Consider the following 18289-nt stretch of genomic DNA (forward strand, 5'->3'; position numbering starts at 1 on the left):
TAAGGTCAGTAATGACCTTAGAGACAGCCTTTTAGACAAGCCTGTATTTATTTTTTTAATGAAATCTCAAATTTGGAGCCAACTTCTCCTGCAAATACGATTCTACCGTTATCCGGTAATAAGGCCTGATTCTTACCGCTGATCACGGTGTGGTTGATGCAAATACCTGCTTGATCATAGACTGCAAAGGAACCATTCGAAGGCATCTTAACCGTCATGACCTTTCCTTTGGCGGCAGCTGGAACTGAATACCATTTGGCAAGACCGTCCGCTTGGATCGTTGTCGAGGATTGCTTACCCGAATAGAGTGGTTTTACAAGTTCCTCACTAGCGTATAAGTTACCTGCTGCCGTAAAATACTCTACTCCATTCTCCTTAAAGAAGTTGATTTCCATTGTATCTCGACCAGCCATAGTAGGGATTTGCAGTGTGTTGGCTGCTTTGTTTGCATCAATGATCTTATTATTTAACAAATAACCAGGAACATCCTTAATCATATTAAATTGTAGAACTGGCCCACCGTTGAAATAGATCATCGATGAGTATTTCTCACTTAATACGTAATATTTTTTATTTTCACGCTCTTTCCATGCGGCAGTGATATCGTGGGATAATTCATTGGCTTCAAGCTTCTCTGCCTTATACTCTGAGAAAGCTAACTGTCCAAGCCCCGGTATGGATATATATGAGCGGGACCACAAGTAAGTGCGTCCATTTTTCTCAACGACGAATTTGTACTTTTGCGTGCCCTCCTCGTTTACAAAAGAACCATCTGCCGTATACGTATACTTTTGGGAAGGATTGTTTGGAGTCGTGATCGTGGATAAAGACAATTCGCCCACAGGATTCATTTCTACCTTCATTAATGCACCTGAACCTCCACCATAAATACCTGCATGCTGGGATAATTCCTGAGGCATATCCGCCTTTATAGGTACGCCATGCGACTTCGCTGGCTTCCGTTCTTTAATAACATCTTTCTCTTGCAGCGCGCTAAGCAGCAGTTCATTTGCTATCAATTGATCTGTTGCGCTTGAGCCACCTGAAGAGAGAACAGCCGCAGCCATGTTGTATTCCGGGAGCACGACTAACGATGAATGATAGGACGTCGTATCTCCACCTTTCGTAATTGCCTTAATGCCATATTGATTGTATGGAAACAAGTTTACACTATCCCATCCTAAGCCGTATGATAAAGACGTATCGCCCTCTTCCGGCCACATGCCTCTTTTATACTCTGCTTGTTCCATGGCTGATACCGATTTGGTAGAAAGAATACCATCGACTTCTCCCGTGAAAATCTGTGAGAATTTAACCATATCTTCAGCTGTGGAGTAAATGCCTCCTGTTGCAATGATGTTATAATTCTCTTGTGGAAGTTGTCCCTGATAATTAGGGTGATAGACCCCCGCCAGTGTCGCCGAATCCACAAGATCCTGCGGTGTTTTTGTGTTGTTCATTTCTAGAGGAACTGTAAAATACTTGTGTATAAATGCTGTAAAGCCCATGCCGCTAACTCTCTCTACCAATATTTCAGCTAACGAAAAACCAACGTTATTGTATACCGAGAACACGCCTGGAGCTGCTTTTAAGTCCTGGGTTGCCAATTCCTCCAACAATGTATCATGTGCATAAGTATCATTATCATCATACAATGTTGAATTTGGGCCCGTGTATCCATGAAGACCGGAGGAATGATTCAGCAGCATGCGTGGTGTAATCTGTTTGTAACGGTTGTCTTTCATCTTAAAATCAGGTAAATATTTCGCAACGGGCAAATCTAAATCTAACTTGCTCTCGTCTACAAGCTTCATAACAGCCGCCGCGAGCACCACTTTGCTCGTAGAACCTATACCATACTTCGTATCGGAAGTAAGAGGTACATTTCCCTTTATGTCGTTTTTGCCAGCATGCCCTGAAATGACAATCTCTCCATCATCAATGAGCGCATATTGCAGACTTGTAGTGCCGTAAGTTTCTGTTAGCAGTTTAGCTTTCTCAGCAGCTATTTTTTTAGTTGCATCAAAAGTAAGATGACTGCTGTTATTGGTGGCCGTTGCGGCCATTGCAGACATTGGAGCAAGCATCGTTAGCACGAGGGTAAAAGCGACTATTGAAGTCCGTTTTCTACCTGTTCTCGTGCCCATCCTCATTTTCATTACCTCGCTTCGTTTCACTCGCATCTTCTCCTGTCTTCATCGGTTTATTGGGCTACCTTAACGGGCCGCTAAGGAAAGCTTATATAACGAAGATGTACTCCCTGTGACTACAATATGAACGGAGTATGAACAGCCCCAAAAATGCTACGGCATACAAAAGAATCTCGGCCGGGTTCTCTTTCACAAACAGCGAAAAAACCGTCCTAAAGGACGGTTTTATATCACTTATTCACATGCACAAAATAGTGGAGAGACCTTTTTCAGTGCGCTTATTTTATTTCTTCCATAAATTTTCTAAAGTTTTCAGCTATTTCTTTTGATTTCGTATGGTGTAGATAATGTTCTCCTTCAAGTTTCATCACTTTTCCATGTACAGAATCTTTGACTTGCTCTTCATGCAGGGGTATCCAACCTTTCACGCTTGTATTATTCGCTTGTATAAAGAAAATAAGAGGAAGATTTTTTGGGAATGTTAAATGTTGAGCACCTTTAAAATTAGAAGAAATATGTTTCATTTCATTCAAGGTAGTGGCATTATTCCCGTTTCTATTCGAAATCATGCTCATTTGTTCTTTTGTTTTATCATCAAATGCTAATGAAGCATAGGGGTCACCACTTACTTTCTTGACCAATCTTAAGAGACCTGATTGTTTGAGAAATTTAAACGTTTTTAATGGGAATTTAACATCCATACCGGGTTGTGTTGGAACACTACTATCGATTCCGACAAATGCACTCACTTCGTTTGGATATTTGTTCACATAATCCAGTCCGTAAATGCCTGCAATGGAATGGCCCATTAGAGTGAATCGGTTAATATTAAGCTGCTGTAAAGCTTCATGAATTTCACTTACAATATGCTCCGTGCTTCGCTCTTTTTCGGTTTCATCACTTAATCCATAACCGAAAGGCTCTATCACGACAACTTTGTAAAATGGAGATAGTTCATCTACTAGCAGCTTAAAATCAAGAGCTGGTGCCGCTGTTCCATAACCAGGTAAGAGCACGACTGTTTCTTCGCCTTTTCCTTGAATCAATACATTCATCTTTTTCCCATCGACAGTTACAGACTGACCATAGGGTTCTATTTTTCCTTGCTCCGATTTGTTGCAGACAATATTAACGATAAAAACAATGGCTAGAAAAAGTACTATTGCTATAGCTATAACTCCTATGGATTTAAGTATAATGAGAAGCGCTTTTTTCATCATTTATGCGCGAGGGGTTAGAACGACAATTGAAGCTCGTTTTCTACCTGTACTCGTGCGTATCCTCCTTTTCATTATCACTCTTTGTTCCACTCGTATCGTCTCCTGTCCCTATCGGTTTTTTCCGGCTGCCTTAACGGGCAGCTAATGAAAGCTTATACGACGAAGATGTACTCTCTATGACGACAATATGAACGGAGTATGAACAAGCAAAAAAAATGCTACGGCGTCACATGCAAGGAAGCTTGCACATGAGCCGTAGCATGGAGAATGCGATTTAGACAATCCGAGTTATCCCCTATGAATCTAACTAATCTGTTGGCGTTGTGATTGGCAAGGTGACCATGACGGTCGTTCCTCGGCCGGGTTCACTTTCCACCCGAATGTCGCCTTGGTGTAGCGATACAATCTGTTTAACGATGGCGAGTCCCATACCGCTGCCGCCATACTTACGACTGTGGGAACGATCAGCCTTAAAGAACCGTTCGAATATACGCTTCTGGTCCTCGAAGGAAATACCAATGCCCGTGTCGGATATTCGGACGGTCACGTTTTTGATATCTTGTTTGATGCTGACGTCAATAACGCCGCCATCCTTGGAAAATTTGATGCTATTGCCGAGTATGTTCGTCCATACCTGGTTTAATTGATCATGATCAGCCATTATGCTGACGGCCTTCATATTGAGCTCAAAACGGATGTTGCGAGCCGACCATTGCGGTTGGAGCGCGACGATGACTCGCCTGATCTGTTCATCAAGGCTGAACGTGACCAGCCGCAGTTGCTGTGACTGCGATTCAAGCAAACTCAGCTTGAGCAGGTTATCGCTCATCTTGGACATTCGATCTGCTTCAGCGATGATAATATCGAGATAACGGCTTCGCTCGTTATCTGCGAGGTCTACTTGCTTAAGCGCTAAAGCATAACCGGATATCGAGGTGAGTGGCGACTGAACCTCATGCGACACGTTCGATACGAAATCCCTACGCATCTGCTCAAGTTGCCGCAGATCGTGCATCATGTCTTCGAAGCTGCGGGCCAAAGTACCTAGCTCACCCTTTTGTTTAATATTCAACTTGACGTTGAAATCTCCCCCTGCAATCTGCTTAGTCGCTTTTGTCAGCTTTTTGATCGGTCTGACGAGGAACATGGCAGCAATCAGAATCAATAGGCTTCCTGCGATCAATGAGTAGGTTGAAAAGTTCATAATCCACTTGATGAGAAAAGAGGCAGAAGGGGGAGCGATCGGGTACACAAACATCGCTTTTGTTCCCGTTTCTGTTTTTAACGGCAAGCCTAAGAGGGATGAATCAAGGCCTGTGACTTGAACCATTTTTCCATCCAATACGTCCTTGACTTGTTCCATCGTGACAGTGGAAATATGCTGCCCGCTAAGCGTGCCGTAAGACTGGAATTGCCCCGTCTCCTCATAAATTCGAATATAATAATTGAGCTGCTTCAATCCACTTAGGTACGTGTCTGCTTCCCGTAATGGGAATGTCTCGTAAATCCGGGCAATATCCTGGCCAAAATAAAGTAAGTTGACTTGCAAGTTTTCGTTCCATTGATCTTTATATACCCATATTGCCACAAAAAAAGCAATGATCGTGCCCCCGATGACAGAGGCGAGAAAGGTCAGGACGACGCGTGTATATAAGGATCGGATCATTCGTACACCTCAAGCCGGTAGCCAAGCCCACGCACCGTTTCGATACGAAAATCGGAGGTAGTCGCGAATCGTTCGCGCAGGCGTTTAATATGTACGTCTATCGTTCGATCATCTCCAGTGTAATCGCTCCCCCAAATTTGATCGATTAACTGCTCGCGCGTATAGACTTGTCCAGGTGTTCCAGCGAGCTTATACAGCAACTCGAACTCCTTGAGCGGCAACGTGAGAGACTCCGTCCCTCTCATCACCTTATAGGTCTGCCGATCAAGGATGACGTTGCCGAATTGGATCGTCTGCTTGGAGCCAATCCGGTATCGTTTCAGTAATGCCCTAACACGAGCCGTCAACTCCAACGGATCGAATGGTTTCGTCAAATAATCGTCCGTCCCAAGTTCGAAACCTTTCACTTTCTCCCATGTTTCGCCTCTCGCAGTCAGCATAAGTAAGGGAAGATCAGGATTGGCTCTTCGGAGCTCCTTGCATAACGTCCAACCATCCATAATCGGCATCATAATATCGAGCACGACAAGATCGACATGCGTCGAGGCATAGACGTTCAGCGCTTCCTTGCCGTCCGCGGCTTCGGCTGTTGCGAATCCGTCGTTGCGTAGAAACAAACAGACGAGTTCGCGAATGTTCGCATCGTCGTCAGCAACCAGTATAGTAGGCATCCGTTCCCTCTTTCCCTGTTTTTCATCCCATACAGTAGTAACCATTATACTATAAATGGATTTGAAACACAGAATAACGGGGATAGCTAGAACAGAAAAAGACTGCATACCAAAATAGATCCCAAGATTTCGTAAGCTTTCGCAAGGTGAATGTGCGGGTGCCGCCCGTTTTGCGTACACTTTGGGGCGAATTTGACTTTACTTTGCTCCTGTGCCAATCCGGCATATCGAAACAAAGCGGTACACTCGCATGGATGCTTTGTTTTATATATGCCATTGGCCTTATTTCAGGGTGTATCGAGGATAAATCCGTTTTTCTCAAGTTCTTCATAATAGTTTCTTTATTGCGCATCCACCCTACATAGAATTGTTGGAACTTATCATCTTCCGCCGTCTCGGAGGATAGCAACCGCCCGGAAGACACTGGCCTTGGATAACTGAAAGTGTCATTAGTAAAATCGTGACTGTGATACAATGAATCATATTCCTATTTCCCACATTTTCACCGTAACTTTCTCGACCCTGCCATCCATATCCGTCCCGTCAAACTTCGGAAGCTTCAGTTCGCTTACGATTTTTCCGTCGCGCATGAACATAATGCGCTCCGTACGCGCCGCAACCTTGAGTCGTGAGTTACAAGCATAACCGCAGTACCGTCCGCGTTGATTTCGGAAAAGATGTCCATAATCTCCTGCGCGGATCTTGAGTTGAGCGCGCCCGTAGGCTCGTCGCCGAAGATAATTCTCGGGCTGTTCATAAGCGCACGGCAAATTCCCGCACGCGGAAGCTGACCTCCCGACACCTGTGTAATGTCGCGCTTTTCAAGCTCCGCAATGCCTGTCCTTTTCATAAGCGCTCTTGCCTTCTCCGTAATTTTTGCGGCGTTTTTTCTGTTGCCGCGCATGGACGGAAGAATGATGTTGTCGAGGATATTCAGATTTTTTAGCATAGTCGGCTGCTGAAAAACAAATCCCATTTTTGTTCTGCGTATATCTGCAAGCTCATTCTCCCCAACCGCCGATAGATCCCTCCCGTCAAAAACGACCTTTCCGCTATTAACGCCATCCGTTCCGCTCAGTGCAAACATCAGCGTCGATTTTCCCGAGCCCGAAGGTCCCATAACCGCAACGAACTCGCCCTCGTTTATGTAGGCGGACACGCACGGCATACTTTGAAATGGCACTGTCGCTGCTCATCGTTTTTATAATTTCAGCGGCTTTTTCAGAAATATTGTCGGTCTGCTGAATGTCTATACGTATATCGCTGTTACCTATCCCCATATATTTGATGAAGTCTTCCGAGGAAATCGTGTTATACAGGTTCTGCGGAACAATAATGATAAATGCCGAGATCACAAGCACCGCAAGCATTGTGGCGTAAAGTCTTTTCCTTCCGAGAACATCTTTGACACCGAGAAAAATATTCGTGTTCAATAGCCTGTTTCCGCTTAGGCGAAAACGCTTTGCGCCCGCGGTTGTTTCCTGTGAAGCACCAAAGCGGATTGCTTCGGCGGTAGATATTTTCCGAAAGCGTCTCAGCACTCCGCTTACATAAGCAATTATTGCAAGGAATACAAGCAGTATGCCGATTATTCCGAACAACAAGGCAAAAGAAGAATTTTCGCTTTCCCCCATATAAAGCCGGATATTTTCAAGAAGCATGCCTTTGAACACAAACTAAAGTGCAAAACCGAGAGTACAGCCTGCCGCCGCAATCGCCGCGTACTTCGCAAGATAAATCTTCTTTATGTCGGAGATACGCAGTCCTATTGTCTTCATTACGCCGATTTCGCGGTAATCGTCTTCGATTTTCGCAAGGAGCGTAAAGCGTATGCACATAAATGCGATTGCAACGACAAGCACGCTTACAAGAAGGATAACCCCAATCATCATCCCGTCGGAAAGTGCGTTAATCGTTTTGAAAAGCGGATATGTAATCGTTGGTCCGTTCGCTTCAAGTCCTGCGGAAGCATAAGCGGTTTCGAATGCTCCGAGCGCCGACAAATCCTTTAATCTGAACTCAATCAGATATTCTGTATTTCCAAGATTTTTTAGCTCCTCGAAATCATTTTTACTGATCAGAAATCTTTTGGAAGAGGCTAGCATGGAATTCATCTGCGAATCTCGAAGAAAACCCGCAACAATAAATTTCTTCCCGCTTATGATAGCCTTGTCACCGACCTTTGTGGTGTTGTCCTTCATATAGCTTATCGGAACATAAAGCTCGCCGTCGGATACGTTTATGACGTTTCCGCCAAGATCAAGAAGATAATCGAACTTTTCGCTCTGTATGCTGAAACCTTTATTCTGAACACTATTCGCAAGCGAACGATCTTCAAATATAATCCGAGCGCCGTCAATGTTAAGAAATTCAAGCGCCTGAAATTCATCGACATTGCTATTCTGCTCCGCAAAACAAGCATAGCCGCGGCAGAGACAAATATCATGGTTGTCAGCGTAATTGCTTTGCTCTTTAAAATGCCATTGCGGATTATCCCGGAATACATAAGTCACCTCTGTTTTCAAGCTTTTTAACCGATTTCAAGTTGTACAGAATTACGGAAGTAACACATAACAAAATCCCAGCGATAATAATGAGTAATCCCGTTCCTCTGCCACTGCCCGTGCCGATGATCTTTCCCACACTCTCAGCAAGCACTCCGCCGTCAACTAACAAAGGAGTGAACACATAATCCGCAAGCACACCCGCAAGCGCATAAGCGGCAACAAATCCAAGTTGTGAAATTAACCCTATAAGTGACCATGCTCTGCCCTGAACGGAATCATCAATGTTGGTGCGAACAAGAAAATCCAGGCTTACGTTGGCAAACGGCATCATTGCAAAAAAGAGAAATCCCGAAATACAGAGAAGTATAATATTTTCGCGAAGTCCGAATACCGCCATAAATATTCCTTCGCAAAACAGCGCAATCGATAGAATTTTTACATAATCTTTTTTTATTGGAAGAAACCCTACAATCACACTTGATGCAAGCATTCCAGTAGCCACAATTGTTGCAAGTGTTCCTATTACGGCACTGTCCGAAAAAGCAAGTATCATCGGCGTGGAAAGTGTTTCGATGAAGCCAAGGAAAAAAGTCATTACCGATGACATGATCACAAGAACAAGCACGCCCCTGTTTTCAGAAATGGCACCCAGCCGTCTTTGAATTCCCCGATTCACGATTTTATCTGTCCGCATTTCTTTGAAACAAGACCTTTACGTACAGCAAGAGTTGAAGCAACCGTTACTCCTCCTCGGTAAGCAAATCCGTAACCGTAGCCTTGTATGCGGGACCAAGCAGCGATGAAAACACAGAACTTATGGTAACGCCCACACAAATTTGCCATAGCTGTACTTCTCCAACGAAACATACAAATCAGAATAAATAAAAGTCCCAATGCAGAAAGACCATCGCCCAAGATCATTAACAGCCTGCGGTCATAACGGTCCGCAAGCACTCCCGCAAAGGCGCTTAAGAGAAGCGAAGGCATAAATGCAAGCAAGGTTACAAGTGCCATTGCCGATGCCTTTCGCGTCTGCTGGAAAACATAAATCCCAAGCCCGAACGACGTAAGCCCGCTTCCTATTGCTGAAATAAGCTGTCCCGACCACAGTAGAAGAAATTTTCTGAAGGATTTTCCCGATTTATTCATAGCTGCTTCCATCATCTCCTCTACCAAACATCTGCATAGCGTCCATAAGACTTCCACTTTCTGCACCGAGCAGCCTTTCTACGTTGCAAACAAAGGCCAGTATTCGCGAAACGCACTCTTCGTTCGTCATTGTAACCATATCATCATCAAAAACGGTATTGGCATATATCACAACCATTTCCATGCATTCATACGGAAACGGCGTGCTGAATAGTCCCTGCTCAATGCCCTCGCGGATGATTCCCGTCAGTATCGACGGAACGCCATTGATTATGGCCTTTTGTATTTTTTGATGCATAAGCGCGTTCTGCGCCTTGTGAATGTGGTCCATAATTACCTTGCTGCTTCCGCCGCTTATGTTCATTGCCATTACAGCGCGGATTACGCGCTCGATTACGGGTATGCTCTTATCTGCGGCAATTTCCTGCGCCGCACCTAAAATACGGACATTATACCGCTCAATCAGCGCGTCCATAATATCCTCCTTCGACTTGAAGTGATAATATAGCGTTCCCCGCGCAATTCCGACCTTTCCAAGAATATCGTTTGTACTTGTGCCGTCAAAGCCCTTCTGACCGAAAAGCTCATCCGCCGCGTCAAGTATTTCGTTCCTGCGTTCCTCCGCTTCTTTTACAACTCTCATTTTTATGCCTCCTTCGTAACCGACCGACTGACTGTCGGTAACGTAATAGCATACTATTTAGAGTTGTCAAGAGAGTGTGCAAAATCTCGTCAAAAACTGATCTTGAAATTACTCCATCAAAAGCCCTCTTGACACTTGTTATGTGTTGTAACTATAATGGTTACATCGTGAGGGTGTCAGTAATGAAAATAAGCAGCAGATTTTCCATAGCGGTTCACATTCTTTCATTGCTTGCTCCAGCCAAGGATGCGCATTGCACGCCGGAATGGATTGCTGGTAGCGTCGGAACGAATCCGGTTATCATTCGGAAAATACTCGGGCAGCTAAAGAAAGCAGGATTGACGGACGTTCGAGCGTCGTTCTGGAACTGATCGTAAGACAGGCCCAAAATGCCATGGAAGCGGTCCTGTCTGACATAACGATGCATGAGTTACTTTCCAAACTTGCAGAACATATCAACATGAAAAAGTGAACCCATTTTTTTTGGAATTGTTGTAATAAAGTTGGTTACAACACCAAATCTCGAAATACATTGAAAGGAGAGACGTGGATTACGACGTCCATGACATGCTGGTCGCCAAGTACGGTATGAGCCGGGATCAAGCGATTGCGATAAACGAAAATCTTAGCGGTAAAGCGAAGGAAATCGGGCTTACATTCCAATTTGCCACCTTGATTCTGACGAACACATTCGATGCCCATAGGTTGGCGAAGTACGCATTCAATCAAGGTAAAGTGAACCCGAATGCACAGGAACTGTTCCGGGCATACTTTACCTACTCTTGGAATTTGGGCGAGGCGCAGTCAACTGACATGTTTCTCAACGCTTTGCAGACGGCTTGGAAGGAATCGCAGACGTTGAATCTGTTGGACGATGCCGGGAGCGAATCTGAGTGAGCAGCTTGTGCTGGCAGCGTTACGTTACTGTTTTTATCAATATAAGGAAGAGGGAGATTTGACGATGTTTAGTAAGTTTAGTAAGAAATCATCGATAGGAGTTATTTTGTTGCTTTGTTTCACGTTATTGCTGAGCGCATGCTCCGGCAAGGCGAATACGGCGGATACTGCGAATACCGCTAGCGAAGGAACTCAGAAGCCGGCGGCAGAGCTGAAGATCACACCGTTCAACCCTGGAGAAAACGGCCTCTTCTCCGTCTCCTCGAGCCTGATCGAAGGACCGAACGAGGTGCTGCTCGTCGATGCTCAGTTCGAAAAGAGCAACGCCGAGCAACTGGTCAAGATGATCCGCGACACTGGAAAGAAGCTGACTACGGTGTATATCAGCCACAAGGATCCGGATTTCTACTTCGGCCTGTCGGCGATCCGCGAGGCATTTCCTGATGTAAAAATCGTTGCCACCCCGGCCACTGTGGAAGGGATCAAGGCAACCATCCAGGTCAAGAGCGATTTCTGGAGTCCGATCCTGAAAGAAAACGCCCCGACCGCGTTGATCGTCCCTGATGTCCTTGACGGGGATAAACTGACGGTCGATGGCGAAACCGTGCAGGTGATCGGTCTCGACGGTTCAGATCCGTCTCATACCGTCCTTTGGGTTCCGTCGAAAAAGACCATCCTGGGCGGTGTCCCGCTCTACGAGAACCTGCATGTCTGGATGGCAGACAACCAGACCCCGGAGAGCCGTGACCACTGGCGGGAGATTCTGGATCGGATTCTTGCCCTGAAGCCGGAACGGGTTATCCCGGGCCATTACCTTGGCAAGAGCTCCGAAGATACATCCAGCGTCACCTTTACCCGTGACTACATTGCAAAATTTGAAGCTGCGGCTAAGCAGTCCAAGAATTCCGCTGAGCTGATTGCAGCGATGAAGAAGGCCTATCCGAACTTCAAGAACACAAGTGATCTGGAAATGGGCGCCCAGGTGATCAAGGGTGAGCGTTCCTGGCCATGATCTAACGCATGACGCCACGCGTTAGATGCGGAGATGGTTAAGCCATAATGGTGACACTTTCACCTGCTTCGACCTTTCCTTCCGCTACGATTTTCGCTCGGTCGTCATAATAATATAGCGGGTCGTCACACCGCCTTTGGAGCGTTCCACCATCAGGTTATCTCCATTGTAGCGGTCGCTGACGGCCTTTCCCTTTTCGGTCGTAACCTGCGTGAGGCGATAACCTTATTCAACTCCCTCGGTACGATTTAATTTTCTCACGAATGCTCGCTTATTCGCAGGATTTCACCCTTGCCAGAAATCAAGAAAGATAGTAAATGGAAGACCATAGAAGACCAGGATAACATGAAGGCGCGAGGAAATAGAGGGGGAGGTCGAAACCCCATATCCTTCCATATACTGCACGCATTCTCCACGCCGCCCCTGGAGGTTATCACTCCCATGTCTCAACGGGTCTATGCCCTCTCATTCCTTCGTTACACCTGTCCAAGGGGTGGAGGCCGGTCTAGCTAACGGTACGGGTCGGTGCCCTTTGGTTGAATACATCCGGTACTCTGTGCTTTCTTTTTGAAATCCCGCGAATAAGCCAAAATTCGTACGACGAAATGGTAGGATATTGCTTAAGCTGCTAGTTGAATTGGTATTGTTTTATGAGGTTTGTAGGCTTCACGGCTCCGAGCCATTCCAACGAGTATTCGAGCTAATTTACCACATAGCTTCATAAGAGACCTCATTTTCTTCATCTTTTTTACCTGTACATTGTACGCGTGCATGGCTTTGAATTCCGGATTGTTCGCCACTAAACTCATGGTCATCATGAAGATGAAACGGCGGAGGCGAGATCGTCCTCGTTTACTAATTTTCATCTGTCCAGTCCATTTTCCTGAGCTTGCTTCCGCAAGGTTGAGGCCAGCATGTCGCAAAAGTGCATTGCCGTGAACAAAGCCGCTTAAATCTCCTGCCTCACCAAGAATACCGGCCAGTGAAATGGCGCTAATCCCTTTGACAGCAAGCATAGACTTGGCAAAGGGAATACGATCCAACACGGCGATGATCTCCATTTCAACCGTTTTGAGCTGCAGGCAAGCAAGGTCGTACTCATCGAATAATTGCTTTAAGTGAAGCTTGTAGGCATTCGTGGCTTGTTTAGAACCAACGGAACAGCTAGCAAGCGCGATGAGAGCACGAGCTTTTCGCTCACCAGAATGACGCTTCATCAGCGATTTCCACCCTTCAATGATATCTTTAGGCTGTAGTTTACGAATTTCTTCAGGCGTAGGGAAAAGACGAAGGGTGGCCAACGAACCGGTGCACATCAGGCTCTTAAAGACCTGACGCAGCTCCGGGAAAACAATGTCTACCCAACGATGGATTTGGTTTTTGGCACTAACGAGTCTCGTTACGACAGAGTCCCGATTTGAGAGAAAGACTCGAAGCTCTTCAAAGGCTTCGGGCGTGTTACGAGTGAATGAGTAGTAGCCATTCTTAACCATGTCGGCTATGACTAGCGCATCTTTCTTGTCGCTTTTGGATGGTGTATTGTCGCGGTTTTCTTTATTTTTCTTAACCAGGTGTGGATTAACAAGAACGACTTCAAACTGGCGCTCGGAGAGCCACCTGGAGAGATTGAGCCAGTAATGCCCGGTAGGTTCCATGCCAGCAATGGCTGCCGTTAGTCCATGCGCGGCTTGCAGCGAAAGGATCCACTGGAGAAGGCTGTGAAAGCCTTCTTCATCATTTGAGAAGGATAAAGGATTACCGACAACAATTCCACGAAAGTTAACAGCACGTGCGACATGCATTTGCTGAGCGATGTCGATCCCGACGACGAGATGCTGAGCAGTAATTTTTTCAATGAGTTGATTTTGTTTGTCCTGCGATTTAAACTTCATAGTAGAGCGTCCTCCTAGATGATGGGATTTTAAGGGCTATGACCCGTTGCGTACTCCCATCGTACCGAGGCGCTTTTCTTTTTTCAAAGACGAAATTAATCCATCTACAGGAATGCTAACGCTCCCGATAGTTGAAGTGTATAGCTGTACAAACTATCACTAAATCATGTATTGCTTCCCATTAATAATGTTTGTATCTTCCTTTCCATACAATACTTTCTTTGGATTTATAACGATGAGTAAAACTGCTACCACTGAATAAAAAATTGCGCTATACATGATTAAATCGATTAAGTTTCCGTTTATTAAGCCAATAAAAAAATTAAAGAATTGGTGGATGATGATTGGAATGATTAAATTCTGATTTAAGTTATAAAATGCTGTCATGACGATCTTAGTGGATATGAGTGAAATCATAAAGAATAGAATATATTTGATTAAATCAATGCCCACATACCCTGTAGTAAACCATATGGGTAGATGCCACATCCCCCACCAAAACCCTATGATTATCGAAGCTTTTAATGGCGAATGCTTCTTTTGGAGCTCAATTTGAGCGAAACCTCTCCACCCTATTTCTTCTCCTAGTGGCCCTGCAAGAAGGTTTTTAAAAAAGAAATAGATCAGCATTCCCCATGATGATATCGTAAAAATAGAGTCTACTTCACTATTATTAGATACGATAAACAAAATCATCACAAATATGAAGGCTTGAATCATACTCACAGTAAGAATCACAGAAAATTTAAGTTTATTCTTGAATTTATCTTTTACAAATTGTATAAGACTCTGCCCAGGATAGATTTTTTTAAATAGCGCTGCAAAAGCAAAGGTTGAGGACCAAGCTGATATACAGAACATGACATCAATGATCCATGCAGGAAATCCTAGCATGCTTACGGCTCCTACAAGACAAAAAAGTGGCCAAAAAATGATATTGGTTAGTCCAATAAAACTTGCTACTGGTTTTTTTAGTTTCTTTTCTTTATTCATGCACAATCCCCACTTCAAACTAAGTATTTCGTAAATATGATAACGTTCATATTCACGAATACCTTTAGCTTAAACCTAGGGGTTACTCACAGGTCAATACAGGTCTGCTTTATTTGATAGGTGCATAAATTTCTAAAAATATGCGTTCAAGCCCATCTTCATAAGTGGTAAGTAAGATATTGATATAAACGAGCCCCAAAAGTTCATACCCTTTTTCTATTGCTACTTTTCTTAAACTAGCTTCCACGCTATGATCAATACTTTTTCCACCAGTTGACCATCTTCCATCTTCAATAACGGTATACATACATTTTGGATGAGATAGAATTTCACCTTCTATTTCTTTATCAAAGTCTTCTACTTTTCTTACAATTATAAACTTATCTTCTATAATACCTTCTTCATTGAAACTTATGACTCTTCTTAAAGATGTTAGAGTAACTGCTTTTTTTAAGCTGTCTGTGTTCTCTTTTAGAGTTTCATATTCATCATACGCAGTAAAATGTTCTATTTCTCCTTTTATTTCTAAAGGCTTCATTTCTTTTACTGTGTATTCTCCTAAAAATTGTTTAATTTTTCCGCAATCTTCTTTTACCATCTGAAGCTTTTTTAAAAGAAGCTTTTTATATTCTATTTCTTCTAAAACATCTTGTTCTTTCTCTTCTAATAATGATTTTATTTCCTCTATACTCTTGCCTTTTCTTAATTCCTGGATTTTTTTAATTTCAATATCAATTTCTCTATAGAAATTTACTGTTGTTATATCATATATATCAAAATGATTATATTTTCTATACCCATTCTCCATATTTTGCTTAGGCTTTACTAATTCCTTTTCTTCATAAAATTTCAAGGTATCTCTAGATACACCTAAAAATTTAGCTACTTGTCCAATTGTGTACATTATACTCTCCTTTATTATTGCTACATATTCTTTATCCTATTTCATATTATCAGTACGTCGAAAAATAATACCAAATGTAATTATGAATTTTGAAAAGTAAACAGGAAGATATATTGGTCAACCAAAAGAGTATTGGAAATATACAATTATTGATACGGAAATTCAAACCATTTCAATTGGTAGACACGCAATGTACCATTGGAGATAGTTTTCTTATTGAGCTGTCCTGCCCCGTTAGTGCAGTAACAGAGTGTAGTTAGTTTTGGTACGAATTTTTTATAAACGGTAAATGATGATTTTCCCAGTCCAGAAGATACTTATACTAGTAGGTTGGCCTATAGAAAAAGATTGTCCTGATGATTCTCATCAGGACAATTTAAGATAATACCTAGTTACATATATTATTAATCAGTTACACAGTTTATTGTTCGGTTACATACAATATTTAACGCATTCAAATCTATGTCCCGAAAATAAAGTCGTATCGCTACACCCCGACCATCTCAACTCGCTCAAACCCTTGTCCCGACTGGATTTTCTCGCCTTTTCCCTTCAATTGTCCGACAACTTGAGGCAAATTAAAGGCGTATCAGGGACAGGAAAAAGACTGTGTGTAAGGGCACAAAAACCGCCTGAGTAAAAGCAAGAGCAAAGCCTGGATAAGAAACCCGCCCAAAGCATGAGAAGCCTTGAAACGCCTAAGAAAAGCCTCTGAGATATGATTCGAGAAGAACCCTGCTTTCTCCTTCCCTCTCCCCTAATTCCTATCACCTGCAACAAAAGAAAAGCCGAGCAAATGTCAGGAAATCATCCTGGATTTGCTCGACTCTGATATGATTTTTATTTTCTCAAAACGAGTTTAATTTGCTGGTAAAGGACTTTATTTGCTTGTTACAAAATCATGTCAGGTGATAAAAAACTCTGGAACCAATTTTGTTGATTTTACTGGGTTTGCCGCGGCATTTGATAAACGCGAAAAAAAGAAAGTGTGGAACCACTAGAAATTACTATGTAAAGAAAGTTGGAAACTAATTTAATTAACTAAACTTTCGCAGACCAGCTTGTTTTCGTTGATAAACGCTCGAAGCTGCTCCATACATCCGACAAATCGAATATGGATTTAACATTAAGTACTTGAACATTCGAATGGGTTTGATAGCTGTCCTCACCTTATTTAACAAAAAAACGGGTTTCTTTTGCACAGCTTATATGTGCGAAAGAAACCTGTTTGATTTTCTGACACTCTTTCAGTGGCCTTTCTTATCGATAGGAGGTTCCATTGCGATTATCCCACATTGTAATGCGGTGTTAGCACAACTTCTTGGTTCTTGTTCGACTGATTACGTTGGCTAGGTACTGAGATAAAGATCGCGAACAAGAAAGAGAGCATACACAAGACCGCGATGACTGTAAAGGTAATATGGAAACCACCGAACAAAGCACTAAGGAACGAACCAGCCAAGGCACCTAAACCGAATCCTTGATAAATGATTCCATAGTTCTTGCTTTGGTTCTTCAAGCCGAAATAGTCAGCCACAATCGCTGGGAAGACTGTGATATTACCGCCAAAACAGAATGCGATCACCGCGACACATGTGAAGAAGATGCCCTGGTTCAAAGGTATGAAGCTTAACGTCATGACGGACAATGCCGTTGCGAAAAGCGCTCCAGCTACAACTTTCATACGTCCTACTTTATCGGACAATGCACCGAGAATGATCCGGCCGGCCGTATTGAATATCGCCACCATAGCTACAGCATTCGCTGCTGTGCTGATATCAAGAGCGGCAAGCTGCACACCGATGTCTTTGACGATACCAATCAGATACAATCCACTCATACAAGCTGTGAATAGAATAATGAAGAGCATATACGCTTCTTTCGTACGCAGCATTTCTTTGACTGTATAGTTCCGCCCACTGTGCGATTGGGTATTTGCGTTCGCAGGTGTTTCCGTAATTACGGCTTCTTTGATTAAGAACGAACCGGCAATCACCATCACCATCACGATCAATCCCCAGACCAGAAATGCATAGGAGACCCCCATGGTATTGATGAAATTAGCATTGATATATTTAAAAACCAAGCTGCCTGTCCCAAAAGCTCCCACCGAGATCCCCGATATCAATCCTTTGCGTTCAGGAAACCATTTAATTAAATTCGATAGCGATGTAATATATGCTGTACCATCCGCAAAACCAACAACCACACCAGCAAGTAAGTACAACATCCACAACGATGAAACCTGTGAGCTAGCGATTAGCCCTGCACCGAGAACAGCACCTGCAATCATCGTCAAACGCCGAATTCCGATACGATCCTGAATTTTACCGGCGAACAGTGTCGCAAAAGCCAGTGCAAAACTGGTGATGGAAAACGTAATCGATACAGAGCTAAGCTCCCATCCAAATTTGTCAGCTAACGGCTGATTAAATAAACTCCACGTATATATGGTTCCTAATCCCATTTGTACAATGATTGTTCCAAGGACGATCATCCATCGATTTATCTGCGATTGGGTTGCTTGATGCGTTCTCATGATAGATCCCCTCTTTTCATTCTGCTATGACCAAGATGTGTGCGTT

At 43.6% G+C, this 18289-nt stretch carries 14 protein-coding genes and 2 pseudogenes; 3 read left to right on the plus strand and 13 right to left on the minus strand.

Annotated features, from left to right (window positions below; translation table 11 throughout):
• Positions 1–47 precede the first annotated feature (47 nt).
• The 9 genes and pseudogenes from JSQ80_RS07215 to JSQ80_RS07250 form a co-directional block, all read right to left on the minus strand.
• Positions 48–2147, minus strand: coding sequence for a serine hydrolase domain-containing protein (locus tag JSQ80_RS07215; RefSeq protein ID WP_206097507.1), 2100 nt, complete (start codon positions 2145–2147; stop codon positions 48–50).
• A gap of 281 nt (positions 2148–2428) precedes the next feature.
• Positions 2429–3370 carry an alpha/beta fold hydrolase gene (locus JSQ80_RS07220; protein WP_206094874.1) on the minus strand — a complete coding sequence of 314 codons (942 nt, stop codon included), beginning with the start codon at positions 3368–3370 and terminating at the stop codon, positions 2429–2431.
• Between the two features lie 307 nt (positions 3371–3677).
• Entirely contained in the window at positions 3678–5036 is a 1359-nt protein-coding gene (locus JSQ80_RS07225) for a sensor histidine kinase (RefSeq protein WP_206094875.1), read from the minus strand.
• A complete protein-coding gene (locus JSQ80_RS07230) occupies positions 5033–5707 on the minus strand; it encodes a response regulator transcription factor (RefSeq protein WP_206094876.1) in 675 nt (224 codons plus the stop codon). The genes JSQ80_RS07225 and JSQ80_RS07230 overlap by 4 nt, the downstream gene beginning before the upstream one ends.
• Before the next feature lie 479 nt (positions 5708–6186).
• Positions 6187–6866, minus strand: a pseudogene (locus JSQ80_RS07235) (ABC transporter ATP-binding protein); the annotation flags it as partial.
• A gap of 1 nt (position 6867) precedes the next feature.
• Positions 6868–8213, minus strand: a pseudogene (locus JSQ80_RS07240) (FtsX-like permease family protein); the annotation flags it as partial.
• Complete coding sequence (locus JSQ80_RS28965) at positions 8198–8890, minus strand: MFS transporter (RefSeq protein WP_240463585.1); 693 nt, start codon at positions 8888–8890, stop codon at positions 8198–8200. The gene JSQ80_RS28965 and the pseudogene JSQ80_RS07240, both read right to left, overlap by 16 nt.
• Positions 8887–9363, minus strand: a complete 477-nt coding sequence (locus tag JSQ80_RS28970; RefSeq protein WP_240463586.1) for an MFS transporter — start codon at positions 9361–9363, stop codon at positions 8887–8889. Before JSQ80_RS28970 ends, JSQ80_RS28965 begins: the two co-directional genes overlap by 4 nt.
• Positions 9356–10006 (minus strand): TetR/AcrR family transcriptional regulator, encoded by a 651-nt coding sequence (locus JSQ80_RS07250; RefSeq protein WP_206094877.1) that lies wholly within the window; start codon positions 10004–10006, stop codon positions 9356–9358. Before JSQ80_RS07250 ends, JSQ80_RS28970 begins: the two co-directional genes overlap by 8 nt.
• 182 nt (positions 10007–10188) lie before the next feature.
• On the opposite strand from JSQ80_RS07250, the gene JSQ80_RS07255 reads away from it, so the two are divergent.
• The 3 genes from JSQ80_RS07255 (at position 10189) to JSQ80_RS07265 (ending at position 11915) form a co-directional block, all read left to right on the plus strand.
• Positions 10189–10377 (plus strand): Rrf2 family transcriptional regulator, encoded by a 189-nt coding sequence (locus JSQ80_RS07255; RefSeq protein WP_418888872.1) that lies wholly within the window; start codon positions 10189–10191, stop codon positions 10375–10377.
• 175 nt (positions 10378–10552) lie between these two features.
• Positions 10553–10903 carry a DsbA family protein gene (locus JSQ80_RS07260; protein WP_336245710.1) on the plus strand — a complete coding sequence of 117 codons (351 nt, stop codon included), beginning with the start codon at positions 10553–10555 and terminating at the stop codon, positions 10901–10903.
• Between the two features lie 64 nt (positions 10904–10967).
• Positions 10968–11915: an MBL fold metallo-hydrolase gene (locus JSQ80_RS07265; RefSeq protein WP_206094878.1), complete on the plus strand. Its 948-nt coding sequence runs from the start codon at positions 10968–10970 to the stop codon at positions 11913–11915.
• A gap of 620 nt (positions 11916–12535) precedes the next feature.
• On the opposite strand, the gene JSQ80_RS07270 is transcribed toward JSQ80_RS07265, so the two are convergent.
• From JSQ80_RS07270 to JSQ80_RS07285, 4 genes are all read right to left on the minus strand, one after another.
• Positions 12536–13807 (minus strand): IS110 family RNA-guided transposase, encoded by a 1272-nt coding sequence (locus JSQ80_RS07270; protein ID WP_206094879.1) that lies wholly within the window; start codon positions 13805–13807, stop codon positions 12536–12538.
• Positions 13808–13966: 159 nt separating this feature from the next.
• Positions 13967–14800, minus strand: a complete 834-nt coding sequence (locus JSQ80_RS07275; RefSeq protein WP_206094880.1) for a CPBP family intramembrane glutamic endopeptidase — start codon at positions 14798–14800, stop codon at positions 13967–13969.
• A 109-nt stretch (positions 14801–14909) separates the two neighbouring features.
• Positions 14910–15704, minus strand: a complete 795-nt coding sequence (locus tag JSQ80_RS07280) for a MerR family transcriptional regulator (RefSeq protein WP_206094881.1) — start codon at positions 15702–15704, stop codon at positions 14910–14912.
• Positions 15705–16989: 1285 nt separating this feature from the next.
• Positions 16990–18243: an L-lactate MFS transporter gene (locus JSQ80_RS07285; RefSeq protein WP_206094882.1), complete on the minus strand. Its 1254-nt coding sequence runs from the start codon at positions 18241–18243 to the stop codon at positions 16990–16992.
• Positions 18244–18289 lie beyond the last annotated feature (46 nt).

The sequence above is a fragment of the Paenibacillus apiarius genome (assembly GCF_017052585.1).
GTDB classification, from domain to species: domain Bacteria; phylum Bacillota; class Bacilli; order Paenibacillales; family Paenibacillaceae; genus Paenibacillus_B; species Paenibacillus_B apiarius.

Bases quoted from the DNA above. Each gene is read 5' to 3' on its own strand.
- JSQ80_RS07250 (WP_206094877.1), bottom strand. From the start codon at position 10,006: ATGAGAGTTGTAAAAGAAGCGGAGGAACGCAGGAACGAAATACTTGAC.
- JSQ80_RS07220 (WP_206094874.1), bottom strand. From the start codon at position 3,370: ATGATGAAAAAAGCGCTTCTCATTATACTTAAATCCATAGGAGTTATA.
- JSQ80_RS07265 (WP_206094878.1), top strand. From the start codon at position 10,968: ATGTTTAGTAAGTTTAGTAAGAAATCATCGATAGGAGTTATTTTGTTG.
- JSQ80_RS07275 (WP_206094880.1), bottom strand. From the start codon at position 14,800: ATGAATAAAGAAAAGAAACTAAAAAAACCAGTAGCAAGTTTTATTGGA.
- JSQ80_RS07215 (WP_206097507.1), bottom strand. From the start codon at position 2,147: ATGGGCACGAGAACAGGTAGAAAACGGACTTCAATAGTCGCTTTTACC.
- JSQ80_RS07280 (WP_206094881.1), bottom strand. From the start codon at position 15,704: ATGTACACAATTGGACAAGTAGCTAAATTTTTAGGTGTATCTAGAGAT.
- JSQ80_RS07225 (WP_206094875.1), bottom strand. From the start codon at position 5,036: ATGATCCGATCCTTATATACACGCGTCGTCCTGACCTTTCTCGCCTCT.
- JSQ80_RS28970 (WP_240463586.1), bottom strand. From the start codon at position 9,363: ATGAATAAATCGGGAAAATCCTTCAGAAAATTTCTTCTACTGTGGTCG.
- JSQ80_RS07270 (WP_206094879.1), bottom strand. From the start codon at position 13,807: ATGAAGTTTAAATCGCAGGACAAACAAAATCAACTCATTGAAAAAATT.
- JSQ80_RS07285 (WP_206094882.1), bottom strand. From the start codon at position 18,243: ATGAGAACGCATCAAGCAACCCAATCGCAGATAAATCGATGGATGATC.
- JSQ80_RS07230 (WP_206094876.1), bottom strand. From the start codon at position 5,707: ATGCCTACTATACTGGTTGCTGACGACGATGCGAACATTCGCGAACTC.
- JSQ80_RS07255 (WP_418888872.1), top strand. From the start codon at position 10,189: ATGAAAATAAGCAGCAGATTTTCCATAGCGGTTCACATTCTTTCATTG.